Below are 26993 nucleotides of genomic sequence, written 5' to 3' on the forward strand. Positions count from 1 at the left end.
TAGAGTGTAAGATGAATAAACTATGACCTAAAATCAAATAAAAAACATTCGTGTTCCGATTATAACATCGTGAGCGTCTATATGCAATACAAAAGAACCTGATATTTTATCAGGTTCTTTTTTTGATCTTCCTTAGCTGCTTAAGTACCCTCTACCTACTTCAAAGGTACAATTACTACCCGCTGCCGGCATAAGCAGAGTCGTTCCATACGTCTTCCATGACAATGCCCGGCTTCGATCCGATTGTGCTGAGCGCCGAGGGCTCGTCCAACGGACAATTTCTCCGGTCGACCGACGCGGATTTCATGTAAGTGTAACTCCTGCCGGTAAGCAACTTATTCAAGTTGCGAGTCAGGAGGTTAAGAATCAAATCCATGCCATCACCGCAAATCTAACCCAAAGTGAACGTTCGCAGCTTACCCCTCTTACCAACAAAATTCTAAAAAAATAGCCGCGATTCGCGGCTATTTTTGACATTCTATTTTAAAGAGAAGTCCCCTTTATATTCACAAATCATCCTTAGGAGAAACGGCATTCCAGCAGGAACAGATGGCATCGTTGATACTTTCATTTGTTAACTCAAATATCCCATATAATTGACCTTTTAACATATAGACGAACGATCCATAGTGCATTTGAACCATCATTTGCGCATCCATAGGCACAAACAACTTTTGTTTAATGGCTTCTTCATATAATTGATTCATAGGATCACACCAACCACCTGTGTAAACCTCTCGTTTTACTTCATCATAGATGTAGGGCGAGAACGAATACTGCTCGATAAATTGAAACCCCTGCGGATATTTTTCACCCAAATCAATGACCCTTTTCCAGCCCAGCTCAAACTTCTCACGGATCGTTGTGCCCTGGTTTAAGCCTTCGCGTACATATTGCCCATTAAAAGTAACAATTGCTTTATAAAGTTCGTTGACAATATCTTCCTTGCTTTTAAAGTAATGATAAATGTTCCCTGTCGATACCCCGGATTCTTTGGCAATTAACGCCATGGAAGTCGCTTGTAGTTCCTTCTGAATGATGATGCGAAGTGTTGTTTCCAGAACGGCTTGCTGCACTTTGTTGTATTCACCAAACATTCTGCTCCTCCTTTCCATTTATGAATTGAACGATCAATCTATTTTAAAATACACTTCATATTCCTATTAGTCAACTCAGCACCTATCCCCGTAAATGATTAATAATTCGTAGAAATCACTTGCTATTCATGTGCGAGCGAGCGGCCTCTTAGGAAGCTAATGAACAATAAAAGGATCGGCAAGCCCACGATGAAAATGGGGAAAATGTAAATGATCCATACCAATTTCGCGAAATCCAATAGACCTATGATATTCGCAGGGGTTAAGGAAATAGCAAAAATGACAATCGCAGCAAATCCGATGAGAATTCGCCAATTCTTGACACCTAGTAATTGCGCAGTTCCATAACTGTTAATAAACAAGTATATGGCTAACTTGACGAACACGCTGAAAATCCAAATAAACATGATCCAAACATCCATATTTTGAATGAACTCCAGATAATTAATAAATCGAACCATACTAAAATACGGATAGATTAAGGTTGATCCGATATTCGTTCCAAATGTCATGATCACAAAAATTGCCGTAAGAACAGCAACCAAAGATGGAACGCAAATTGCTAGCAGAGCGGGTTTTAGCATCTTTTGCGAGTTCACGATAAAAGGCGTTAACATCATGATCATCATAGACTCTCCAAGAAATGATGCGTTCACGAATGAACCCTTCAGAATTGGCAATGCCCCTGAGTCTGCAAATACGGGTAAAATTAGTTCTGGATGCAGATTCGTTATATTTAATCCGAAAGTGATGAGAATGCCGATCAGCAGTAAGGGGCCAGCCAATTCACTGAAGCGAGCAATCGCTTCGATGTTTCCCGCGTAATTGATGTAGACCATTGCGGAGACCATCAGAATTGCGATGACCCAAATCGGTGTATCGTGAAAAAGAAATTGCTTAATAAATAAGGAGAATATTCGTAAAATATCTGCGGATACAGAAAACCATACCATAATATACAACGCAGCGATTAGCTTTCCCACCCACTTTCCACACAGCTTCTGCGCAAACTCGACCAGTGTGTAAGCCGAATGCCGCTGGCTAATGAGTACTAAAATCAGTGTCACAGCAATGCCAATTACGCCTGCCAATAGCAGTGATATCCAAGCATCTTGTCTGGCTGTCTCAATCGTAGGAGATACCGTGAGCCAAATACTCATTGAAATTTCTAATGTTGTGAACATCCAAAACAATTGCCAACGCGTAATTTTCAAGTTCTCTCTCCTATTCCCGGGATGCGCTTGCCAATGTCTCCCGTATTCTGAATTTTCAACTTAACCGACACGGATACTTCAACAGTCGGGAATAGTTGATCCCATTTATCCCGAAGTTCCTTCCATTGGTAAGGATGGTCTCTATGAATTTCTTCACCGATCCCAAACACATCTTGACCATGCTGTTGTTGCATTTTTTTAATCGTTGCTTCAACTTTCTTAGCTTTCATTTCATTAAGCTTGCTTTCCAGCGGGATACGTTCTGACGAGACTGAAATATCAACATCCGTGTTATTCTCAAGTACCCTTCCTGTTCCCTCTAACTTCACGTAGGCTTTAATTGTATTGCCATTTACTTCAGTTCGAATGGATTTTTTTAAGTTGGATTCGTATAACGATATGCTGCCTTCCTCGGTTTCTTCTGTAAGAAATTGATCCTTTAACACGCCTTTCACCCAGAACAATTCCAGCGACTCTCTCCCACTCACTTTTCCGACCATTGCCAAGTTTTTATTAAAAATGGCTACGGATTTCACTTCGATGATTTCATTTTTCTCTTGTTCATTGTTCGGCGAAATTTCAACCATGGGCATGGATGGTCGGATGCCATCTCGCCCTATATCAAGTAAGACGTCTCGCAATGCCGTGTCCCCTAACCGGCAAAATCGGTCTTGATCAACAGCCACAATCGCTGAGAACTGATTAAACGGACTATTGATTTTCAAAACGTCTTTTCCTTCTCCATTATTTACAACGAAAATATCCGTGCGCATTCGTGTATCGGTATTTCGTGTAAATTGATCCATAATATCAACCAAACCTCTTTTTGCTAGCTTTTCGCCAATAAAAATAGACCTGCGGTGTCCAAGAAAAACTTTCCTGGGAAGCTTGTCTTGAATTTGTTGTGTCAAATCTCCGATGGTAGATCCGGAAGCAGTAAGGACAATGTTAGCCCTTTTTTCAGATCCCCCTCCGCCTTTACTGCTTTTGAAATCAGCAGGAACTGCAACCTGAGCGCTTTTGGTAAGTTTACCGTTTTCTGATAGATCTAGGGCCGTCCCTATCCAGAAAGCGTAATCATTAATTTCATTCCTATCCCAACAACCGGAAATGAATAGTGTTACTGTCAAAGGCAGAATTAAACACAGTTTCTTCATTGTTTTCGCGACGCTGATACGTATTTTCTGTTCATTCGTATAAGCGTGTCCTTCCAGAATTTTTTTCCAAATGGCGTTACCGGGCTTAAATAAGGAACACCGAATGACTTCAGTGTCACAAGATGAATCATGACGAACATGATCCCGATAGCAACACCATACAAACCTAAGAATCCGCCCATTATGAGAAGTGGAAATCTTAGTATTCGATACGGCAGTGCCAAGCTATAGCTCGGAAAAGCAAACGATGCGATTCCTGTACCGGCAACGATCATGACAATCGGAGCTGAGATAAACCCCGCTTGCACGGCAGCTTCCCCTATAACCAGCGCCCCTACGATGCTCACAGCGGAACCTATGGCTTTCGGCAGCCGGAGACCGGCTTCCCGCAATCCCTCGAACATCAGTTCCATTAATAGGGTTTCGATCACGCTTGGAAACGGTATGCCTTCTCTGGATACCGATATACTAAGCATTAACGCTAGTGGAATCATTTGCGGATGAAACGTCGTAAGCGCAACGTACACGGAAGGTAGTAAGCAAGACACGATGGTTAGCAAGAAACGTATAATTCTGACTGCCGAAACGTATAAGAAACGTTCATAATGATCTTCTGCTGCTTGAAAGCCAGACCAAAATGTCATGGGCAGCAATAAAGCGTTCGGAGAACCGTCGACGATTATGGCTACTCTGCCTGCTAGCAGACTTGCGGATACGGTGTCTGGACGCTCTGTATTTTGGATTTGCGGAAAAAAAGATAAGGACTTATCCTCGATAAATTCTTCGATATAGCCAGAATCCAGCAGCTGATTCGTTCGAAAAGAATGAAGTCTTCTTCTGACTTCCTGAATCAACTCCGGTTTCACTTGTTCTTCGATATAGGCAACGACAAAATCGGTATTGGTCAAATCTCCTGCTTGATGCATTTCGAACTTTAAGGTGGGGTGGCTTATTTTTCTTCGAATCATGCTTAAATTTGTTCTCAGATCTTCGGTAAATCCCTCACGTGGTCCACGAATCGAAGCTTCATTCGAAGGTTCATTAATTGCACGTTGTTTGAAGTCCGTCAGGTCCGCTATGTAAGCAAAAGGCTTGCCGTCCAAAAAAATAGCCGTACAGCCCTTCAAAACTTCTGCAACAATTTTAGATAATTGAAAAACGGGTGTATACTGTGTCAGCCTTGTAAAATCGCGACTCAACATACACGCCGAAATAATCTGCTCCAATCGATCCGAGTCTGTCATTTCTTCAATATAAACGAGTAGAATATTCGAGTGATCCATCAGTTTTAGCGGTCTGAACACGATATCGGAACAATTATGAAAAATATGCTGCAGCGCATCATAATTCATCTGTACATTTTCATATACATCCGCAGGAATGCTCATCTCCATGCCACTTCCCCCTTTCCTCAAGTCTCGGTTTATATCATGCGTGATTTCATGCCGTTTTATTCCATAAAATAGAAAAGAAGCCCTGCTCAGCATGACTGCAGCAGCGCTTCTTTCGTTCCGTTCTTAACTATCCGTAATCATCAAATTTAATGCTAAATTCTGCAAGCCGGCCAGGTAGTCCTCTCTCCAATTGCTCCTCAAGAGTTGAGGCAAATGTTCCTGAGGGATGTAAGCCGAGCTTCTAGCTGCAATTTTATCCAAAAGCGCTTCGTCTACTTCATCATCACAGAAAACGACAGTCCGAGGGTTGATAATGGCAGTGAATGTGGCAATTAATCGTGCGATCGCATCAATCTGCCCCTCTTCAGCTAATAATGTTCGATGGTTACTGCCTCCATTTTGCAAGGCTTGCAGGAACGTCTTATTCTCATACTGGGGTACGAATGAAATTTCACCTGAGAAGAAGGTACTGCCCCGCACAACGTCGCCATTGATCATGATGCCGGACCCTGGTCCGTTCTGGCCGAAATACAGATAAATCAGCGATTCATACTCTATCTCGTAGTTTGTTGCATAACCAAGCACCGATGCATTCATATCATTTTCAACCACGACCGGTATCTGAAATTTGGATTCGAATTCCCCTTTCAGATCATAGTTAAAGTACTGCTGATAAGGGGGGATAAAAATGATTTTGCCATTGTCGACAGCGCCAGGCACTCCAATTGCTATGGAACGAAGCCTTGGATATTTCTCGATCAACGTTTCAATAAGATCTCCCAGCAATTGCGCATCTTGTTGTATGACACTTGGTTTGGTCCCCTGCTCTTTGACCTCCCCAAGACAGTTGAATATCGAATAATTCGTTTCATTTTTCTCGATAAAAATGGCCAGTCCCAACATGAACTCAGGATCATAGGTATACCGCTTTGCCCTCCTGCCTCCACTGGAATCATCATCGCCGGAATAAAGGATTTCTCCGTCCTTCTCCATCTGAGCAATAAATTTGCTGATCGTCGGAAAGCTGATCCCCAATCTCTGACTGAGCTCCGCTTTTGTTGCACTTCCTAATAAGATGAGTCCTGCGCGGATACGGTAGATTAACGGTTCGCTTAGCTCTTTCGGCGTCTTGAAGACATTTGTCATATCGATCAGAACCTTTCCTCATACAAACAATATCACTTATTAAATGTATTTAATAAGTTTAGGTTCATCTTATCAGAAGTTGCAACAAAGGGCAATACGCCTCCTAACCTCTAAACCAGTCTTTTCCAAGCATGTTTAACCAATGAAATAGCTCCGCTAGCGGCAATCCTTCCACGATGTGAAAGCGCTCTGGCTCTTTGTCATTTCCCCCCAATGCGACGAAGAATTGTGCTTCTTGAATATAACGGTGACGATAAAAATCACGTCCTTTAATTGCCACTTTATCCTTGTACACCTCAACATACAGGCCTTCGCTTTCTTCTGGACCTAATGCCATTTCTCCGCTGTTGCCGTTGTTTGTCCATGGCTGTCGCACAGACGATGAATTGACCATGGTGAATCCATCCTTTACAAGTGTATCTGGGGACTTCAATTCCCAATGTGTGTGACCGGAGAAGAAGATTACCTGCGGGTAACCCGACAATATTTTTTTCAATTCCTCATGTTGAACGATCGCTCTGTTATTCGTACAGCAGAAATGCGTTCCCGCCACGCTATTGGGTAAAGGTTGATGCAAAAAAACGAAAACCGGCTTATTGGCATCTACATCGTCCTTCAACTTCGTACGCAACCAATCCAATTGCTTTTGAGATAAATAAGCATCTTCCAGATTCGCCTCATTGGATTGCCGATACTGCTCGGATCCAAGAAAAATAAAATGATACCCTTGAAAGAACCTGTCATAGTAGACTTGCTTTTCACCCGTAAGCTGTAAGAATCGGGATATGGAAGCCTGCTCCGTCTCCTTGTTTGGGAATAAATCTGCGCGCCATACTCGGTTTGGATCGAACCATGCTTGATAGAACTCATGATTCCCAATTGTCCACGCCATGTTCTTCGGATGCGGATTTGACTTCACCAATTCATTTAATGCCTCATAGTCAGCTGACATTCCGTTTGTTAAATCCCCATTGATAACAAGCAAATCGGAACTCGGATTCAAATCTTTTAAGTCCTGCAGTGCGTCTGCAAACTTAGCTTGAGATTGCTTATCCCATGACTGTACGTGTATGTCGCTAATAACGGGGAAGGATAGTCTAGGCTTCTCCTCTTCTTTAACATTGAGGGGAACAGTGAATAAAGCAAGCGATAACCCAACTTTCAATAGTCCTATTTTCACGCCTACCACACTCCATTTCCTTCCATGATGAATTCCGATATGAATTACCATAACGTTGGAATGTCAGCAGGGAATTTGGTGCACCTTAAGGTTATATAAACAACCTGAGGTCTCTTTACAACATTTTCACACAACTCGACAGGATCCGACGTGAGCTAGAGGGAAAAAGGCTCTGTAAAAAAACAAAAAAAGCTTGATTTCTCAAGCTTTTTCCCGATGTTCATTTGGATGCCCAAGGCTGAGTTGTTGTCGTTAACTCTTCTCCCGACTCGATGGCCGCCTGCATCATAATAGACAAATAATGATCCTGCATGGCCTCTTCCAACCCATAGCACTCCGGCCCACCTTGTAGATAGTCGGCCATCTTACTTAAACTCGTAGCGATAGCAATCTCATCGTCAGATAAACGGCTGGGAACAAATGGATTTTCATATACCCATTCATCATTAGCTGTAATGCCTCGGTGATAATAGCCCTCAAGGTTCCCGTTATGACCAGTATCCATTCTTCGAAGATCACCGTATATCGGTGTTTTGAAATCCCGTAAATACCGGAACGTTTCGTCTGTTAGTTCTCCCCTGTTTCCACGAACGAGGATACGATTTTTGCGAACCCAAGAAAAGTACTGATCTCCTGTAAAATCAAACAGTGCCAGCTTATTTCCGAAGGAAAGAGTAACGATATCTTGGACAGAATCAGCTATGGTTTCACTTTCGGGAGGTCCATTACGCCCAGGGCCTTTCACCAGATTCGACGTAAATCTCTGTCCCCGGATGACGGCATTCTCGAAATCAATGCCAAGCAGCTTGCGTATCAAACTGATTCCATGATAACCGTGCGCAGCTGAGACTTGCGCTTGAGAAATGTCGCCCAGTTTGCCGGATCTCACAAAAGCAATGCGCGCAGCATGCATCGGCTGATACAAGTATTGTTCAGCTACTTGTACGCGTCCTTTCAGCTTTTTCAGCGATTCGTACAAGTCGATCATGGCCGGAATATCCTTAGCCGGAGGCGTCTCTGTCAATACGGGAACTCCCCGCTCGGCCAGTTCCAGTGTGCAGACGGGCGCTGCCTCCCATGGAACGCATACGACCGCGAATTGAAGTGACCCGCTTGAAGCGAAAGACTCCATATCCCGATAGGTTTTCACCCCCCACTCTTTTTCAATCTCCTTGCCGCGTTCCTCGTCACGGACTAGCATTGCACGGACCGCGAAATGCTTGGGCAGCGCTTTGGCAATCCGCAAATAAAAATCGGCTCTCCACCCTCTGCCGACAATACCGAATTCTATTAAAGACATGACCGTTCTCCTCGCTTTCGTTAAATGCCACTAAGATAATAGGAAAGTTATATGTTTTACTAGAATTTATTTTACTAAAGGATCTGCCGTTCATACAAGTGCGCGGCCCATCTTTGCGCTTCATAGCGTCCACAAAACGCGAAACCTTCACGGGTATAAAACCTATTGAGTGCCGCATTATCAGCCATACAATCAAGGCGTATCCAAGATTTCCCTTGTTCTTTGATATAGCTTTCCGCCCAATTGAGCAGCCGCGTGCCAATGCCCATGCCTGGATAGTCCCGAGAGACCGCCAATCGATGTACATAGCCAGCATTTTCATGGTGTTGCTCTCCCCAGATCTCTTCGTCCCTCCATTGAATGGAAAAGCAGCCGACGGGCACTCCATCCATGTACGCCACAAAAAACTCATCCTGTTGAATCAAATCGAACACATACGCTTGTGAAAACCTCTCCTCGCGCCACTGTATAAAGCCCTGCGTCCGCTCAATCCACCTTGCGGCATGTATCAAAAGCTCTCGGACCGACTCTGCATCTGCCAGTTCTGCTCTGCGAATGTCCAGTTTGCCCTGCCAGCGGTACTCCAATCGTGCTGCCGTTTCCATTGCCAATGCTTCACCGGACAACCTTGCTACAACATGTAAAGCCGCATCGAATCCTGCTGTTACACCGCCGGACATGACAATTCTTCCGTTATCAACATAGCGAACATTCTTCACAACCGTCGTACCAGGAGAAAGCATACCTTGTAAAAGGTCGTACGCCATCCGATTCGTTGTCACGCGAAGCCCCTCCAATAAATCCGCTTTCGCCAGCAGCAAGGCTCCGGTACATATTGAAAGAACAATTTCAGCGTTGTTCTCCGCCTCACGCAACCAATTGATCAGTCGTAAATTGTTTATTTCTGTGCGAGCTCCCCATCCTCCAGGCACGATGAGAATATCAATGGCAGGGCAAGTATCAAAACTAAATTGTGGCGTGATCGTGATGCCGCTAACGGTTGTCATCGGGGTTTCCTTTTCGGCTACTGTAAACACCTGGAAATGACTGCCCAAGTACCCAGCCACCCCAAATACATCATGTGGACCAGTAAAATCCAACGTATCCACCTTATCGTACAGCACAACTCCGACATGCCTTGTCCTCTTCATCGACATCATCTCCTCAGAAATAAAAAGAGCACTTGACCCAATGGATCAAACGCTCTGCCCAGGCGATCGGCTATATGCCATATGCGCTCCCCCGTAGTCCTCTACGTTTCGCCAGTTACGCATACCATAATTTCCCTTTATTATACAAAGGAAAATCAATGGCGTCTAGACGATGAAGAAGATTATTTTCTGCCAAACCGATCACTTACTTGGAACTTTCACTCCCACGAATCCATGCATTTGCAAGCAGAATAGCCCCTCTAGCTGCAGCTGTGTCCGCTAAGTCGTTGAGCATAACGAAATCATGGATTGTACCTTGGAAGCGTACAGCTGTTACCCGAAGCCCGGCTTCTCTCAGTTTATTCGCATACGCTTCTCCTTCATCCCTTAGTACGTCTGCTTCAGCCGTAATCACAAGTGCTTCCGGAAGTCCTTTCAGTTGTTCTATAGAAGCTCTTAATGGTGAGGCGGTAATTTCCGCTCTTTCTCCTGGATCTGTTGTATATTGGTCCCAGAACCATTTCATAGCATCCTGGCGAAGGAAATATCCAGTTGAAAAATCTTTATAAGACTCTGTCTCAAACGATGCATCAGTGACTGGATAAAAGAGCACTTGCTTGCGGATCCGAGGGCCGCCGCGCTCCTTGGCCATTAAGGTAATGGCAGCGCTCATGTTACCACCGACACTATCCCCTGCAACTGTAATATGGTCTGATAGCAATCCCTTTTCTTTGCCATGCTCGGCAACCCATTTGAGCGCAGTAAATACTTCCTCAATCGCAACAGGGTAACTGGCTTCCGGCGACAGGCTATAGTTTGTAAAAACAACCGCGGATTGAGACCCTACCGCTAATTCTCGAATTAATCGGTCATGCGTATGGACATTTCCGAAGACCCAGCCTGCGCCGTGGGTGTAGAGAATCACTGGTAGAGAACCTGAAATGTTTTGTGGACGAAAAATGGTTAGAGAGATGTCCCCTTTGGACCCTCCTGGAATGGTTACATTCTCGACGTCAACAGGAGGCTTTGTTATGGGGCCGTTTTGAACTTCGTCAACGGCTTCCCTTCCTTTCTTCGGTCCTAAATCAAAGAGAAATGGTGGATTAGCTGTAGCTTCTACGAAATCTTGAGCGGCTTGTTCAAGTACGATTTTCTTCTTCATTCTGGAACCACCTTTCATTTGGTTTCATTTTGTGGTCCCAATTTATTAACCAATTTGAGGGGAAATTAATCTGTTTGTTTGTAAATCCTACTTAAACGGGGAACTCCTCGATTATTTCAATAACTTCAATTTTTCCATTAATCAAAAGCTCCGGAAGTTCGTTGCTCATATTCCCCTTCCAGTATTCTCTAGCTTGTGAAATAAAAAAGCCGCGATATACGCGGCATCTTACAATTATCATTTCAATCCTTACGTTTCCGTCATAATGCCGCCATTCACATGAAGAACCTGACCCGTCACAAAGGACGAATCGTCTGAAGCCAAATAAATGTAAGTCGGTGCAAGCTCAAAAGGCTGCCCCGCACGTTTCATCGGTGTTTCCATACCGAAAGTTTTGACATACTCCGCAGAGTAGCTGGATACGATAAGCGGTGTCCAGATCGGGCCTGGAGCTACGGCATTCACACGGATTCCTTTACTTACTAATTGGAGAGATAACGATCTTGTAAAAGATACGATCGCACCTTTGGTTGAAGAATAATCGACAAGCAGCGGCGCCCCGGCATAAGCCGTAACAGAAGCCGTAGAGATGATCGTACTTCCCGGCTGTAAGTAAGGAAGTGCGGCTTTCGCCATATAAAATTGCGGAAATATATTCGTACGGTACGTGTCTTCCAGCTGTTCATCCGTAATATCCATTATGCTTTCTTGCGGGAATTGAACCCCTTGATTTAATACAAGCGTATCCAGCCGCCCATAATGCTCTAAGGTCTGTTTCACAACCGCTTTAGCTGCCATTGGCTGTCTTAAATCGCATTCAATTAACAAACATCGACCACCGTAATACTCGACCATTTGCTTAGTTGCATGCGCATCTTCTTTTTCATACAAATAAACAATAACTACATCTGATCCTTCTTTTGCAAATCCGATTGCCACCGCACGACCAATACCACTGTCGCCCCCTGTAATGATCGCAACTTTGCCGGCCAACTTTCCGCTTCCTTTGTAACGAGGGTTATCGGAAATTGGGATTGGGTTCATCGCATATTCTAATCCGGGCTGTACGTTTTGATGTTGAGGTGGAAAAGTTAACGGCTGCAGACGGCATCGTGTCTCATAACCGAAATAAGGATACATGGGTATCATGGCGAATCCTCCCTGCACTTCTTTGTATGATAGGGTATTCGCCTATTTAACCATTGGTGCCATTTCGAAAAATAGGACCGCTGTCAAGCACCCCACGTTTCAAACCTATCCATGCCGCGCCAATGACAACTAATCCTAGAAATGCTAAACCACTAGTCAGGAACAAGGGTTTTAGATCCGTATCCGAATAAAGTCTAGCGCCAACCACAGGGCCTACCGCCATCCCCAAATAACGAACCAGATTATATACGCCAATTGCAGTCGCGCGCTCCTCCGGAAATTGTTCGGCTAGAATAGTCACAGGAAGCGACACGGTCAACCCCATTGCGAACCCAAATAAACAGACATCACCAATTAACATTGGCAGAGACAAGTGTGCTGTTAAAGCAAACAAGATGACTGTACATGATTGCAACAAAAATGCGAATACTAAACTTGCTTTATTACCTAGCTGATTCCGCATCCAGCTTCCGATTTTAATACTAACAATGGTGGAAGCGGACATAGCCAATAGGATGACGCCAATTTTACCTGCGGCCATATGATAAAGATTCCCTAAGATATGCGGCAGAAATACGATATAAACTAAATACACAACGCTTTGTGCAAAACCATATAGCAAGACGACTGCGCTAAGATGATTTTGAAAAATCACGCCGAATGATCCCAAAGCAAAAGGCTTAGCTGTCGCTCCCCGAGGTTTTGTTTCAACCAATAGTTTCATGTTGGCTAGCAATAACAATCCTATGATAGCTGTTAAAAAGAGAAACACGCCTTGGTATCCAAATTTCTCTCCGATCACACCACCGAGAAGCGGACCAACGGCAGGCGCTAGGAGCAGCATTAGCTGATATGTAGCCATACTTTTGGCTAATTCATTTCCACGGAACATATCGCCAATAACAGCAGCTCCAACAACGGGAATGGCTGCTGAACCAATACCCTGAAGGACGCGGAACACAAGAAATAGACCGATTGAATGGGAAAAAGCGCATCCTAGGGACGCTGCCGCATAAACAATTAACGCAGGTATGAGAATTTTTTTTCTGCCTTTTGTATCGGCTAATGAACCAAATATGACCTGCATGACAGCTAGAGCAACCAGAAATAAAGAAACAGTCATGCTCATCATGTAACTGGTTGTGTGTAAATTTTTCTGCATATCGGCCAGTAACGGCGTATATAAATTTTGCCCAAGAGATCCGGCAAAGGCACTGAATCCGATCACGTATAAGATTAGTCTGAGTTTCATTAATATCATCTCCCCTTTTAGTATTCGACTGACAATCAGTCAGTTAATGCGTTGCTTTCTCATTATATTGACTTGCAGTCAGTCAGTCAATACAATAATGATTAGCGATACAACGAAAGGGATGAAATCCGTGGCAAGAGTATCCAAAAAACCGGAAATTCGGCGACAAGAAATGATAGATGCTTCTTTAGAGCTTTTTAGTAGTAAAGGTTATGAACAAACGGCCGTTAGTGATATCGTCAAAAAATTAGGAGTGGCACAAGGGACATTTTATTATCATTTCAGGACAAAAAGCGACATTATGGCGGCTATTATAGAAAGCTTGGTCACCGAAAAAGTGAATACGATCAGCGCCTTAACCGATAGCAATCTGACGACGGAAGATAAACTCCATAAGATCATTTGGGGAGAAAAACCTGGTGAGGAAGAAAGTAAGATGCTTGAGTTTCTGCACCACGAGAATAACGCATTTATTCATCAAAAGATTCTTGTACAGACTGTCCAGCAAAGCGTTCCCTACGTGATCCGCCTATTGGAGCAAGGGGTGACGGAAGGTATTTTCCGCATTCAGCACCTGCAGGAAACCGCGGAAATTTTGCTCATGGGCATTCATTTTATGTTTGATCCAGGCATTTTCACTTGGTCAGAGGATACGCTGAAACATAAGAAGTTGGCGTTTCAACAAGTCGTGGAGCGAATGCTTGGAAACTCCTTTGCTTTTTCTCAACGATGAAAACAGCTCCGTCTATAGACGGAGCTGTATCTCACTCGCCGGATGGTTCAGACATGCCGCGCTCTCAGTGGGATCTCAAACCAAAAGGCGATGGCGCCATCTCGGACTTCGAGTCCGAATGGTGCTTGATGCTTTTGTAGAATCGCTCGTGAAATGGATAAGCCTAGACCGGTGCCGCTAAATTTTTTGCTCCTAGAACTTTCCATGACATAGAACGGTTCCCATACAAGCTCCCAAGGCCTGTCCTCGCCTAAATCCGTATCATTCGCTATCTCGAAGCGTACGGTCCCCTCCTTGATTTCCGATGTTACATGAACTCTTGCACCACTTGTGTACTTCATTGCATTTGTCAGCCAATTATGCAGCACCGATTCCAGTTTTGAACGATCCGCCATCACCCATGTTTCCGCAGGCAAATGAATATTGGCTTCAAGTTCTAAGCCATATTGTTGGTAAGGTGTGCGATAATCACTTATCGTTTCATCAAGCAAGTGCTTCAAATTGATCACTTCAAAACGGTACGTCTCCTCTTGAAGGCGTGACAGTTCAAGCAATCGGTCGATCAGGACGGTCATCGCATCGCTCTGCTGTTGAATGACATGGGCATATGTACCGTCATCCAGTCCATCCTGCATCCCGCTGGCATAGACGCGGATGAGCGAGAGCGGTGTTTTCAATTCATGCGAAATATCCGCAATAAAGTTTTGCAGATTTGCGTTCTTGGCTTCTAGCGATTTATGAGCCTCTTCCAAATTATCGCTCATTCGATTAATGCTCCGCGCGAGTGATTCTATCTCATCGCCTGTTTGTATATCAACTTTGGTGAAAGATAAATGGGAGATCGCTTCGGCAGTCTCATTCAATTTACCTAGCGGTTTAACAATTCGAGCCGTATAAAGCGCAGAAAGCACGATAAGCAGCATAAGCATGCCAATCCATATATACAGATTAAATAAATTCACGATTTGGATGGTCTCATCTGAATTACTAATCGATTCACCCACTGCGAAAACGGATCCTCCTACCGACAGGAAGTTGACCAGAAAACTTGATTTCAGCTTCGACTGATCATAAATTTTGTTCACCTGTTCCCCTTCGCGCAGCTTCGCGATACTTTCCTCTGTCAGCCAAAACTTCCCCAGTGCAATGCCTTTGCGATTAAATTGAAGCAGCAGCTTATTATTCACATCATCGACAGAATCGGATAATGTTGTGTAAGCGATAGTTACCTGGTACTGCTCCTCAATAACTCCAAGTTGCTGTACCAATGAGCTGTAGGATATAGAGACAAGTTCGGAAGACAATTCCGCCAGTTTATTTTTCTTCTGATATAAGAAGAACTTCGGCAAAAAATACGTATTTACCGCAAAAGAGAGGACAAAAACAAGACATAGTGCTGCGGTTATCCTGATGATTAACTTGCGGCTTAGTTTACTCATTGTCCTCCACCAGAGAGTAGCCCATCCCGCGGTACGTCTTGATCCGCCATTCGCCTATCTTTTCTCGAAGCCTACGAACGTGGGTGTCCACTGTCCTCTCTTCACCGTAATAGTCCATTCCCCACACTTGATCGAGCAGCATTTTGCGGGTAATAATTTGCCCCTTATTAAGTGCCAAATACTTCATTAATTCAAATTCCTTATGTGTTGCTTGAACGTCATTACCATTCCGATATACTTTCTGAGCTTCCAGATCGACAGTTAGATCACCAAACGTCATCTTCGCGCCAAGCTGCAGCAGCTTTTGAGCTCTTAACAACAAAATGCGCGGATCAAACGGTTTGCGAACAAAATCGTCCGCACCCGACTGCAAGGCAAGGAATTCATCATCCACATTCCCTTTCGCCGTCAACAGCAGCACTTTTGTCCGCCTCATTTTCTTAATTTCCCGGCATACTTCTATGCCGCTCCTTTTTGGCATCATCCAATCTAAAATGGCCAAATCAATTTTGTGCTGATAAAAACAAATTTATTGCTTCTTCGCCATCCTGTGCCAGAAACGTCTGAAAACCTTCTTTTATGAAATATGCCTTTATCACTTGCAGCATAAGCGGTTCATCGTCAGCCAACAACAAATTCACATACCTTCCCCCTTTTCACGCGGCATTCCTATTATAAATGTCTTTTGTTACATCAGTATGGCAAAATGCTTCAAGACATAGTCATATCCGAGATCTCCATTTGGCACATTCGTGTAACATTGCCTCCTTATACTGAACATCGAATCAAACATTTTAGGAGGTATTTTCATGAAAAAACGAAAGCTTGCATTACTTTGTGCAGCTAGTCTCATTACCGTAACCCTAACCGGGTGCCGCGATCAAGCTGCAAACCAGCTAACACTCACCAGTGGGCAGCAAACCATTTCCACATCCGTTCAACCGGCAGGTGAGCCCTTCGATTACGAAGTCGATCCCGAAACATTCACTCTGACGATTATTAAAAACGGGGTTCGTATGCCGGCTTCGCTGGGACTGCCCAAAACAGCTGTAACTGATCTCGTTAAGGAAAAAGATTCGATGACATGGACTTATCCGGGACAAGTGAAAGTTAGTATCGCCAAGAAAAACAATTATCTCGATATTCACTTCGACTCCATAGGCGCAGAACAATTTCAATGGCCTTCAGTAAAAGCACAGAGTTACGTACTTCCCTTAGGCGAAGGAAAAATCATTCAAGCAGACGATACGACTTGGCGAACTTTCTTGGATGATCAGAGCTACACTTGGAGTGAGTCGTTCTCGATGGACTTTTTTGCTTTGAAAAATGACCCCTTTTCCATTGTTTATGTCGTTACGAATAAATTCAATGATGAGGTTCATTTCGATACGTCGTCATCTCTTCAATTTCAATTTACACACGCATTTCCAAGCATCAATAAAGATAAAAGCTATGGATTCCGCTTATATGTTACAGGTAATGATCCGCAGCAAATGGTTCAACCTTACAAAAGCTATATAGAAGAAAGCGGAAAATTCGTGACGCTTGCAGACAAATCGAAAGAGAATCCCAATATTCAAAAACTGTACGGGGCACCACAGATCTACTTATGGAGTGAGTCGATCCTCACCGATCGCGATGTCCAGTGGCCTAAAATCCGACCGTTACTCTCGGGTGCTCTTGGTGAATGGCTGGTCAAGCTGCTCGCAAGTACGGCCGAAGGAAGTGATGAACTTGCGCAGGTGTTGAAAGACATCGCGAAGCAAAACACTTTGGACGCTTATCAGAAAAGAGTTGTCCTAGGTGCGCTAAATCAAGGAATGAAGTTGAAAGGTTTCTATTCAAAGACCGTGTTTCCGAATCCCGGTAGTGAGGCTCAAAAGCTGATTGATCTTGGAATCGATCATTTAAGCGAGCAAAAACTGTACGACCTTAACAAGCTGCTGCTCAAAAGCGCGCTGAAAGACGCCGCGGGGGATATTTCTACTTGGGGACAGGCGGATTCAACAGATCTAATTAACGATATGCAGATGTCGGGAATTCAAAAAGCATGGCTCGGACTTCCTAACTGGGCTGACGGTCTGAGCAATCCCCGTATGGTTGAAGCAGCCAATCAGGCGGGATATTTAATTGCTCCTTATGACTCCTATCATTCCATTCAGGAGAAACCTGATCCTTCATGGAATACTGCATTTTTCCCTGATCCTTCGCTTTATGATCAAGCAACTATTGCTAAAAAGGACGGTTCGAAGATTGCCGGCTTTCTTCAAAGGGGGCGAAAATTGAACCCAACTTTAGCTATGCCTAGCGTCAAGCAGCGGGTCGAGGGAATTCTTCAAGATGGGATTGGTTACAACTCGTGGTTTGTCGACTCAGACGCAACGGGAGATATCTACGACGATTACTCCCCCGATCATCCGACGACACAGCTTCAGGACATGATGGCCCGCTTAGATCGGTTTAACTATTTTGCCAAAGACAAACATATGGTAGTTGGCTCGGAGGGTGGAAATGATTACGCGAGTGGAGTTATTGCTTACGCGCAAGGCATTGAGAGTCCCGTCATCGCTTGGGGCGACCCGGACATGCGGGAGAATAAAAACAGTCCCTACTTTGTAGGCGGATATTACGCTGCTTCCGGCATCCCGGAACGTTACGGCAAATCAGTACCGATTAAACCCTTGTATGAAAAAGTTTATAATGACCCTGTGTACGCATTGCCTTTGTACAAACTTGTTTATAATAACTCCATTATTACGACCAATCATTGGGAATGGGGTACTTATAAGATTAAAGGTGATGAAGCGGATAAAATGCTATATGGCCTTTTGTACAATGTACCACCCTTGTATCACTTGAACCGTGCAACTTGGGAACAAGAGAAAGCCAGCATCCTGGATTATTTGAAGGTATGGTCCCCTTTCCATCAGCAAGCCGTCACTCAACAAATGAGTAAATTTGCCGTGTTAACCGATGACCGACTTGTTCAAAGTGCACAGTATGGCAACGACCTCAAGGTTATTGCCAACTTTTCCGAACATGAAGTCAAGATAGAAAACGATGCTATTCCGGCAATGTCGGCTGTAATTTATGAAGGGAAGCAGCATTCGATTTTCCATGCAGCAGATAATGTTAAGCTTCTTGCCCGTAAGTAGCATGTAAACAAATAGAGAACCAGCCGGCATATCGGTTGGTTCTCTATTTGTTATTACTTATTCATATGATAGATTAGCTGCACTACGCCAGAGGAGAAAGTTTTGGTAGAAATCAATTTTAAGTTTAGCCTCTGATTTATATCCGTAAACAACGGTTTTCCTTCTCCCAAAACAACAGGGTGCACAGATAATCTAAACTCATCAACTAGTCCTAAATGGATAAACGTTGTAATCAGACTTGCTCCGCCATACAGCCAAATATCTTTGCCTGGCTTATTCTTTATTTTATTTACTTCTTCAAAAATATGATCGTTGATGAAGATCGCTTTATGATCCATCCCATTTTGTGTTCTTGAAAACACATATTTCTCTTTACTATGAACGAGATCCCAAATTTCATGATCCGTCTCTCCATTTTCAGAATCAGGCGTGTATTGCCCCCATAAATCATAGCTTTTTCTGCCATACAGGATGGTATCGATTTGATTTAAGAAATGTGTGAACCCCATCTCGGCGTCCATTACGCACCAATCAACTTCCCCCTTACTTCCTTCAATAAACCCATCTAAAGTAACGGCTAAATCCAAAATGATTTTACGGCTCATGATCGGTTAACTCCTTTCGTTGATCTACAGCCTAGTATAGACATTAACTATGTCAACTTATGTCATAATCATATCAGATCAGCTTTTTCGTAAAAATAATCTCCATAGCTTGATCATCCAGCAATAAGCATCCTGCATCTTTGTAACCCAATTTTCTATAGAAATGCTGTGCCTCTTCATCTGCTTGGGTGGATGTCATAACCCGTTCAAACCCTTGTTCTTTCATGCGATTTTCCCAAAAATCGACAACTTGCTTCCCCAACCCTTGTTTACGGTAAGGTTCGTCGAACCAAATCATATTCATAAACGGCGTATTATCCCAGAAGTAACTAAAACGCATCCAACCGATGATTTCATCACGTTCATTTTGAAACAAGAAAATTTCGTTTTCTCTGATTTTGGGTGCAATTAAGTGCTCCTTCAGATGGTGGTCTCTGCTTTTAATAAAATCAAGGTCTCTTTCTGTCGCTGTTCTAATTCTCACACTTCTCCACCTCCGTTATTCATACATATAAATTCCTTCTGTATGTTTAGATTCCTCTAACCAAAACAGCCGCCTTCGAGAAATCGAAGACGGCTGTTTGTTTGAAAATCTGGAGAACTTTAGTTAATAAAGCTCAGGAATTGCAGTGCACGCTTCAAAATCACAGCAGCTTGTGCACGATTAGCAGATTCCTTTGAAGCGAAAACAGTGTCGGACATTCCTTGAATGAGTCCGGCTTTCAAAGCCTGCGAAACGGCTTCTTTCGACCATTCCCCGATATCCGATCGGTCGGTGAATTTGTTCAATACCGAAATATCGCCTTGCATTTCCTTGCCGCCGACTTTCATGGCCCGCATCACCATCGCAACCATTTGTTCGCGAGTAATATTTGCGTTAGGCTGGATGTTGCCGTCCTCATAGCCATCGATCAATCCAGCTTTTGAGGCCGAGCCTACAGCACCGGCAAACCAATCCGTGGATTGAACATCGTGAAACACGCTAACTTTTGTTTCTACTAAACCAAGGGAACGAACCAGCATGGCCGCAAACTCAGCACGCGTCACGTTCGCCTCAGGTGCAAATTGCTCATCAGTCATACCGTTTAGAATGAATTTACTTGCGAGCAGTTCAATATCTGTTTTAGCCCAATGCCCTTGCAAATCACGGAACGTTTTCTCCGATTGAATGACGGTATAAACGCTGTTGTGAGGCGAATGGATCGTTATTTCCGTCGATCCGTCCTTAGTCGTTAGGACAGCCGGAACAAAGTGAAGCTGTTTGTTCGAATCAACCCATACTGCAGTCAACGTGGCGGGGTCCACGGTCAGTTGACCCAAGTTAAGGGTACGTTTGACATATACGCCACCGAAGTCCGTCAATTCCGAACCATTAACGGTAATCGTAAATTCGATCGGGTTCGTTATCACTTGCTTCGCATTCAGGTTATTCACCGCAGCATTCACATCGTCTCCAGCTTTGCCTGTTACTTTGGCTATCGAGACGACCACTATAGAGTCCTTCTGAATATTCGCAAACAGCGTCACAGGCAATTCGTAACGAATCCCGTTTGATTGAATAACCAATTTACTTTGTTTATTCGTCGCACTGAGAAGAGAATTGCCTGGAAGTTCCACTTTTGTAGCCGAGTCGCTGCCTTTCACATCTATGACGACGAGAGGGTTAGCTAAGGCTTTCTCCAACGCTTTCGCATCCACAGTGACTTTTGTTACCGTACTTCCATCAGGCGCCGTTTCTTTCGTAACTTTGGCATCCTTATCAAGATTAAGGATACCCGTATTCGTATTGGAACCACCAGACGTTACTGGAGCAGATCCCGAACCCGTAGAAATTGGAGTATCTGAAGTATCTCTCGATCTAGAATTGGTCCAGAAACTAGCTGCCGGTCCGTACACGCTTTTAACGCCATCCTTATCTACGGCTTGAATCGTGAAAGTGTACTTGCTTCCACTCGATAGACCCGTCAGCTTATATGTCAGGACATCACCGACCGAAACGATTTCGGAATACGTGCTGCCGGTAACCGTATAAAGCGTATATCCCGTTATCCCTCTCACGGCTTGCGCCCCTGTCCATCGCAAAGTTGCCGTAGTTTCGCCAATTTCCGAAACGGTCAGAACGGATTGAGCCGGCCATGTGACTGAACCTGAGGTAACGGCAACGTTAGCCAATGCCTTATATACGCTACCAGTAACGGTACCTTCAACGGTAAAATTTCCTGGAGCCGCGTATTGGATAGGAGCAATGGGATTCCAAGCTACAGGCAGCTTTTGGGTTGAGCTGTCGCTGTATACTGCGCTCACAACAGTCGGCATAACCGGTGCTGTCCCTACTACGGTCACGATGCTCTCAGGTGCAATGCTAACAATGACAGGATTGACATCCGTAGGTACTGAAGGCACTGGAAAAGCTGGTGCCGAGATCATAAATTTGCGGGAATATGGGTCTGTTCCCTTTGACCTTACCGAGATCGCTGTAATGTCAGAAGAATTGTTTGGCCATACATAGCTTGTCACATTTGCCGGCAATTCGGCAACGATTTCTGTCCCGTTATAAACCGTGAAGCCTTCGCTCCGCTCATTTGAATCCCATTTTAGAACCGTAGACGAACCATTGGTTGCTATTTTCAGATTCTGAGGAGGCGTCGGTGCGTTGAAGACTTGAACCTGTGTAAGCCGAGGAGGCCCAGTTAAATCAGCGCCTGCGTTGCCGCCCGATGCGTTTTCTACCATTACTTTGATATATCTGGCATGGTAGGTCTTTCCAAGATTTAACGCATAGGATGCATCTGTTGTGTCATCTCCGCCGTTTAGGTTGCCTGTTTCATAGGTATAACCTTCTTCGGTTTTGAGATCAACTTGTTTGAAAGTCACGCGGTCCAATTCAGCAGCCGATGAATGATTATTGAAATCATCGGATACATAAACGGTCGCACCTTTCAACCTGGTGGACTTGGCAAGCAGCCTGATTTGGCTGAAATCCATAGCTTGACCAAGGTCAATAACAAAACTGCCTTTTCTAGCTCCATCCGTACCCAACCAAGAATAATTTCCAATTTGGTCCAAGCTGGTCACATTATTGACGTTCCAGATCATAGGATCTTCAAGGACACCGCTTGTCAGTTTATTTGCATTCCCATAAGGATTAGCATTAGCCGATGCAAGCTGTAGCGAGTTGGCACCTGCCGTCGAACCAACATTGTACGCTTTTTTATTCAGCGCCAGGTTGGTAGAAGATACGCCTGTTGCAACTTTGGTAATCGTAATATCAGAAAGCTGCAGTTCGGCGTCGTAAGCTGAATTGGTGCCGCCGTTTGAGCTGCGGTAAATGCCCCACTTCGGACGCAAATATTGGTCAAAAGTCGCCGGATAATCGGTCTCGAAGTTGACATTGCTGCTTCCGACCTTGACGCTTCTTTCCGGTCTTCTCCACAAGTCCTTCACACCGTCGCCTGCCCCTTGTTTCGGAAAAGTCTGATACACATCAGGGCTGTCAAACGTATAAACTTTACCGGTAACGGTATCCGTGATTTTAATCGTCAGCCAACCGGAATCGGAGATTAATGCCTGTAGCTCAACTTTAATCCAATGACTGCCAATATCTTTCAACGGGATTCTCAGAAGGGTCTTATCGCCGTCGTATCGGTTATGGTTGACGATAAGCTCTCTAGTTTCCTTGCCGGTAATCGACATGGCCAGAATATACGCCCCATTCTCACCGGCACTGTTGCCTCCTGGGAGGGTATCGGCTGCCTGAGCATTCGTCGCTTTTAGTTGGAAAATATGTCTGAAGTTAGACTGGTTCCACTGATTGCCATCCGGAATGTTCCACATCCATTGATAGGAAACAATATCGCCATTATAAGCCGTAAAATCTTTGGTCGAATCTTCGTTCGGACGAATCTCGATCCGTTGTCTATCATTGATGGCCGCTCCGCCGACGACATAACCTTTCTCCCAGTCAAAAACACCTTTGTGTGCATATTCGCCATCCCGAACTTTGTCTTCGAATTCATTATTTAGGCCTCTGCCTTGCTCAACTACTTTGAACACGTTTTTCTGAAGGGTGCTGTCCCAGACGCTTTGGACATGGTTGTCAGCTAGATTTGCTTCAGGACGTTCTCCATAGTAGGCATGGTAAGCATCTCGAATTCGCTTGGTGACACCTTCAACAGGCTCGTCGGTGCCCATTGCGCCCCCCAGAACATTGTATGGAGACACGCCATCTATGGCATTCATTTTGATGGTTTTGCTATTCGCTCCAAACCCACGTGCTGTCACGTCCAAGGCAAAAATCGACGGAGTGCCGTTACTTAGACGGAAAGTGAACTCATTCGTGCCCAGCGGCAGCTTCGCGAGGAACGGAGCTTCGAATGTAACCTTATTCCCAGATACTTTGTAATCCGTATTGACAACAAGCTCCTTGCCTTGTTTATTCGTGATTCCCGTAATCGTCTGACCATTGGCAAGGCTAACTGTGGTACTGATCGGCTCGCTTTGATCCCATGTGCTGTAGACAGCTTTGGGTGGAGTAAGAGCCGTCACGTTGGATACCGGATCTTTTCCATAAATAACCAATCCGGATAATCCCATGGCCGACGTATTCTCATCAGCACGACGATCGCGTGGACCCACCAATACGGTGTTGATCATCACATACCGTGCCGTAAACGGATACAAGAATGTTTTGGTATCGAAGCCCCACTGCTGTCCGTTGTAGGTTACAAAGGACCACATGCCTTCGGTTTCCGTGCCTCCGGCCAGCTTCCAGCCGTTGCCTTCCCAGTCATAGTTGCTAGCCACATCCGAATTTGTTGGGCTGCTTGCCCAAGAAAGAGGATCATTGGAGTAATAAACTTCGAACCGAGTAGCATTCTTCTGAATATTGGCGATAGCGTTAGGAATTTCAAGATACAGCTTATCCACTGTCTTCGGAGATCCCAAATCAAGGCTCAACGCCAAGGAGGATGGTGCATAATTTTCCTTATACACATTGGAGCTAGAGTTTCGCCAAAAACCAGTCCCGTCCGTCTTCAAGGCGTCTACTCCAGGATGATTAGGTTGCTCGGAGCTAACCTTGAGGTTCACCCCTGTTAGCGGCGTAAAACGGGATGGCGCCAACAGATTTACGGAACCGGTCTCTGAAGGTCGAGAAGGTTGGCCGATAATGTTAAATACATTGCTTTTGATGGAGCCGGCAGCATTATCGAGTGTGAGATCGGAAACTAGCAGCACATATTGCGCATTTACCGTTTGGCTCAGTGTCAAATCAGCCTTCTCGTTGTTGCTCAGATCCGTCGTTTTTCCCGCTCCGGGAATCAGGATCCAAGAGGAACCATGCTCGGTTAGAAGCGGCTTCCTCGTTGCCGATGAGGTTGCCGAGAGTGTCGTACCTTCCTTCAGCTCGTTATATGCCGCAGCATCGTTCGTATAGTACAGCTGGTAATTTTTCAGAAACTTGCTGTTACTCGTCCATTCAAGCTGAATCCGGCTAACTTCAATCTGTTTTTCCAGTTTAACGGCAGCCCAGTATTGATACCCTTCTGTCTTGGTTAGTGAACTGTTCGCTTGCCAAGCCGTATCCGACTGGTCGTCGATAAAGTTATTTTTGGTGCCCCCACTTTGAGAAACAACTTTAATTTCGGCAGATGGCGTGACTGCCCAGTTTTTAATACCGGAAATATTGACTTCAACATAAGGCTTAATATGCTGAGTATTCGTAATGCCAGTTCCGGTAAATTGTCCATTAATTTTGTAATTTCCCGTACTATTCGGATTATAGCCTTCCGGGCTCCATGTGACATTTACCTTTTCAATCTTGCCTGTGCTCAAAGTTACATCCAGTTGTGGCGGTAAGCCCAAGTTTTCGAATGCAGTGCCTGGCGCCGCCGAAACGACTGGCTTCCTATCCCATGCCACGATATCCTTAGGCTGGTTGTTTGGATCCCAACCATCAGGGAACACATAGGTGCTTGCATCCCTTTTAATTAAGTAAATATCGGATAAATACATCGTTGCAGCCTGATATTCATCGGCATAAACCGATTCATTCACCGTATTGTACATGCCCCGGTACAGTCCCCATTTCGAACGGTTTTGTTGTCCAGGCACTGCGGGCAGATCGACGCGTTCCTTTTTCCCTGTATCCGGGTTCAAGACTTCAGGGCGTCTCAAGGTTTCCGCCGTCATGCCGCCTTTCCAGAGTTCTGTATTGCTTGCCACGTCAACGAGCTTGCCATACACGTAGCCTTTATCAGCGCTAAGAATCGTCACTTCCATATCCAGCCAACGGTCGACGACCTGCTCGAGCGGAATCGTGAACAGCGGCTTAATGCGGTGTGCTTCTTGCCCATCCGGATTGTTTCTGAATTCCAAATAGCCTTTGCCATTGACGGAAACAAGCGTGAGCGTCGTCACCGGCTGACCGGCTTCATCCCCTTCAATCGCCTTTAATTGAAAAATGTGGAAGAAACGTCGTGGCGCTATGAAGTCGCCGGCTTCCTTCTCGGCGGCATCCATCTGATACTTTAACGTTTCCGAAGGAAGCATCAGCTTCCAATGATGGGTCATAATATCGCCGCCCACACTATTGGCTTCGCTATTGGACGCGCTGGTATTGCTCTTAATCTCGAGCCGCTGACGGTCACTGTTGACAGCTCCCCGGTCACCATCGTCCCGGCTAACTCCTTCAGGCGTTTTGAAAGGTAAAAATTCATGATACCGCAAAATGTCCGTGTTCAGCTTGTCCAGTCCGGCACTAGCTTCAATTCCGTACTTCGTAAGCGCATTCACATCTGTTTTGCCGATGGTTTGCAGATACATATTATCTCCCAGCCAAGAATCAGGAACGCTCTGAGCCGCTGGGTAGTCTCCGGAACGGTCATAAACCGACTCAAACCAATCCTTCCCGCTGTAAGATGAGGCTTTCCCTGGCCCTTCAATAGAACCTGTTGTGCTGCCAAAACCCATTTTGGAAGCGCCAAGTACGTCCCAGGCATGTTCGCCTGCTTTAATATTTAGTGGAGAATATTTGTCATTAGGTCCCATAGAGTTTGCTATGGACGCCGGCAATTCCTTCTCTACAGTTACGGTAATCGTGTATTTCTTCCTGTTGCTGCTGTCATTCTTATCCGTTAACACCAGATAGTACGTCGTTATTCCACCCGGTGAAAATTGATCCAGCTTGGCATCGCCCATGTTGATGCCGCTGGTTGCGAATGGAATTGCTGTTGTTTCATCGCTTCTGAAAACCGTTGGAGTAACGCCCGGATTCGTCGTTACATTCAGCATCTGGTAAGATTCGCCGTAGGGCAACGAAATCCCAATGGTTGATTGAGAAACGTCAACTACTGCGTTTACTGGCTTGCTTACTTCGACTTCAAAAAGGCTTAACATCTCTCCCTGTGCGGCATGCGCCGTCGATGCAGAGAACCCGAATGGGTTCAAAAGCGTAAGCATCATAGCAATTGTTAGAATAGCGCTTACAACTTTCTTCCTAACTTGTTGCGTGAGCATCCTAGTGCCTCCTTATGATAGCTTCTAAAACATCATCCCAGCAGAACATTCAGTGCAAGTTATCCCTCCCCTATATGTAATCAAAGCAGCCTGTGAGTGAAAACAACCTGCTCTCGCCGAAGAACGGCAGCATGACGAACGAATAAATAACCGTTGTCTGGAAGCACTTACATTCATTCGGATAGCTTCACTCTATTGCTGATAGGGGAAACAGACAATGGAGATTATTATGGTGGTATGTGTTTTTTTGGGTTGGCGTTTTAAGCTATACGAAAGTAAGCGTCATTAAAAAGCCTGACGGATCAAACTCCGTCAGGCTTAAAGGTTTTCTACTTAACTAACTC

Annotated in this window: 18 protein-coding genes, 2 pseudogenes and 1 riboswitch; of the genes and pseudogenes, 2 read left to right on the forward strand and 18 right to left on the reverse strand. The window is 44.8% G+C overall.

Annotated features, from left to right (window positions below; translation table 11 throughout):
• Positions 1-175: 175 nt before the first annotated feature.
• The 13 genes and pseudogenes from PCH02S_RS36675 to PCH02S_RS04990 form a co-directional block, all read right to left on the reverse strand.
• Positions 176-307, reverse strand: a complete 132-nt coding sequence (locus PCH02S_RS36675; RefSeq protein WP_268597387.1) for a hypothetical protein — start codon at positions 305-307, stop codon at positions 176-178.
• A 199-nt stretch (positions 308-506) separates the two neighbouring features.
• Positions 507-1097, reverse strand: coding sequence for a TetR/AcrR family transcriptional regulator (locus PCH02S_RS04935; RefSeq protein WP_127450665.1), 591 nt, complete (start codon positions 1095-1097; stop codon positions 507-509).
• 122 nt (positions 1098-1219) lie between these two features.
• Positions 1220-2311, reverse strand: a complete 1092-nt coding sequence (locus tag PCH02S_RS04940; RefSeq protein ID WP_127450667.1) for a GerAB/ArcD/ProY family transporter — start codon at positions 2309-2311, stop codon at positions 1220-1222.
• Positions 2308-3468, reverse strand: coding sequence for a Ger(x)C family spore germination protein (locus PCH02S_RS04945; protein ID WP_127450669.1), 1161 nt, complete (start codon positions 3466-3468; stop codon positions 2308-2310). Before PCH02S_RS04945 ends, PCH02S_RS04940 begins: the two co-directional genes overlap by 4 nt.
• Complete coding sequence (locus tag PCH02S_RS04950) at positions 3465-4862, reverse strand: spore germination protein (RefSeq protein ID WP_127450671.1); 1398 nt, start codon at positions 4860-4862, stop codon at positions 3465-3467. Before PCH02S_RS04950 ends, PCH02S_RS04945 begins: the two co-directional genes overlap by 4 nt.
• Positions 4863-4985: 123 nt before the next feature.
• The gene (locus PCH02S_RS04955) at positions 4986-6008 is read right to left on the reverse strand and encodes an ROK family transcriptional regulator (protein ID WP_127450672.1); all 1023 of its coding nucleotides are present in this window, start codon (positions 6006-6008) and stop codon (positions 4986-4988) included.
• Positions 6009-6111: 103 nt separating this feature from the next.
• Positions 6112-7188: a metallophosphoesterase family protein gene (locus PCH02S_RS04960; protein WP_407670027.1), complete on the reverse strand. Its 1077-nt coding sequence runs from the start codon at positions 7186-7188 to the stop codon at positions 6112-6114.
• Positions 7189-7408: 220 nt separating this feature from the next.
• A complete protein-coding gene (locus tag PCH02S_RS04965; protein ID WP_127450676.1) occupies positions 7409-8488 on the reverse strand; it encodes a Gfo/Idh/MocA family protein in 1080 nt (359 codons plus the stop codon).
• A 74-nt stretch (positions 8489-8562) separates the two neighbouring features.
• Positions 8563-9639 (reverse strand): GNAT family N-acetyltransferase, encoded by a 1077-nt coding sequence (locus PCH02S_RS04970; RefSeq protein ID WP_164819446.1) that lies wholly within the window; start codon positions 9637-9639, stop codon positions 8563-8565.
• Between the two features lie 49 nt (positions 9640-9688).
• Positions 9689-9768: riboswitch (ZMP/ZTP riboswitch) on the reverse strand.
• A gap of 76 nt (positions 9769-9844) precedes the next feature.
• A complete protein-coding gene (locus PCH02S_RS04975; RefSeq protein ID WP_127450679.1) occupies positions 9845-10801 on the reverse strand; it encodes an alpha/beta hydrolase in 957 nt (318 codons plus the stop codon).
• A 91-nt stretch (positions 10802-10892) separates the two neighbouring features.
• Positions 10893-11003 (reverse strand): annotated as a pseudogene (locus tag PCH02S_RS36315) (DUF2441 domain-containing protein); the annotation flags it as partial.
• 47 nt (positions 11004-11050) lie between these two features.
• The gene (locus tag PCH02S_RS04985; RefSeq protein WP_127450681.1) at positions 11051-11950 is read right to left on the reverse strand and encodes an SDR family oxidoreductase; all 900 of its coding nucleotides are present in this window, start codon (positions 11948-11950) and stop codon (positions 11051-11053) included.
• A gap of 46 nt (positions 11951-11996) precedes the next feature.
• Entirely contained in the window at positions 11997-13202 is a 1206-nt protein-coding gene (locus PCH02S_RS04990; protein ID WP_164819447.1) for an MFS transporter, read from the reverse strand.
• A 130-nt stretch (positions 13203-13332) separates the two neighbouring features.
• Between PCH02S_RS04990 and PCH02S_RS04995 the strand changes: the two genes are divergently transcribed.
• Positions 13333-13935, forward strand: a complete 603-nt coding sequence (locus tag PCH02S_RS04995) for a TetR/AcrR family transcriptional regulator (RefSeq protein ID WP_164819448.1) — start codon at positions 13333-13335, stop codon at positions 13933-13935.
• Positions 13936-13982: 47 nt separating this feature from the next.
• Here PCH02S_RS04995 and PCH02S_RS05000 read toward each other — a convergent pair whose 3' ends face one another.
• Together PCH02S_RS05000 and PCH02S_RS05005 are read right to left on the reverse strand one after the other, a co-directional pair.
• A complete protein-coding gene (locus PCH02S_RS05000; protein WP_127450686.1) occupies positions 13983-15374 on the reverse strand; it encodes a sensor histidine kinase in 1392 nt (463 codons plus the stop codon).
• A pseudogene (locus tag PCH02S_RS05005) lies at positions 15367-16015 on the reverse strand (response regulator transcription factor). Before PCH02S_RS05005 ends, PCH02S_RS05000 begins: the two are co-directional and overlap by 8 nt.
• Positions 16016-16183: 168 nt before the next feature.
• On the opposite strand from PCH02S_RS05005, the gene PCH02S_RS05010 reads away from it, so the two are divergent.
• Entirely contained in the window at positions 16184-18529 is a 2346-nt protein-coding gene (locus PCH02S_RS05010; protein WP_127450688.1) for a glycoside hydrolase, read from the forward strand.
• A 53-nt stretch (positions 18530-18582) separates the two neighbouring features.
• Here PCH02S_RS05010 and PCH02S_RS05015 read toward each other — a convergent pair whose 3' ends face one another.
• The 3 genes from PCH02S_RS05015 to PCH02S_RS05025 form a co-directional block, all read right to left on the reverse strand.
• Complete coding sequence (locus PCH02S_RS05015; protein ID WP_127450690.1) at positions 18583-19134, reverse strand: dihydrofolate reductase family protein; 552 nt, start codon at positions 19132-19134, stop codon at positions 18583-18585.
• A gap of 73 nt (positions 19135-19207) precedes the next feature.
• Positions 19208-19618: a GNAT family N-acetyltransferase gene (locus PCH02S_RS05020; RefSeq protein WP_127450691.1), complete on the reverse strand. Its 411-nt coding sequence runs from the start codon at positions 19616-19618 to the stop codon at positions 19208-19210.
• A gap of 119 nt (positions 19619-19737) precedes the next feature.
• The gene (locus PCH02S_RS05025) at positions 19738-26649 is read right to left on the reverse strand and encodes an S-layer homology domain-containing protein (protein ID WP_127450693.1); all 6912 of its coding nucleotides are present in this window, start codon (positions 26647-26649) and stop codon (positions 19738-19740) included.
• Between the last annotated feature and the right edge of the window lie 344 nt (positions 26650-26993).

It is taken from the genome of Paenibacillus chondroitinus NBRC 15376, from assembly GCF_004000765.1.
Taxonomy (GTDB): domain Bacteria; phylum Bacillota; class Bacilli; order Paenibacillales; family NBRC-103111; genus Paenibacillus_E; species Paenibacillus_E chondroitinus.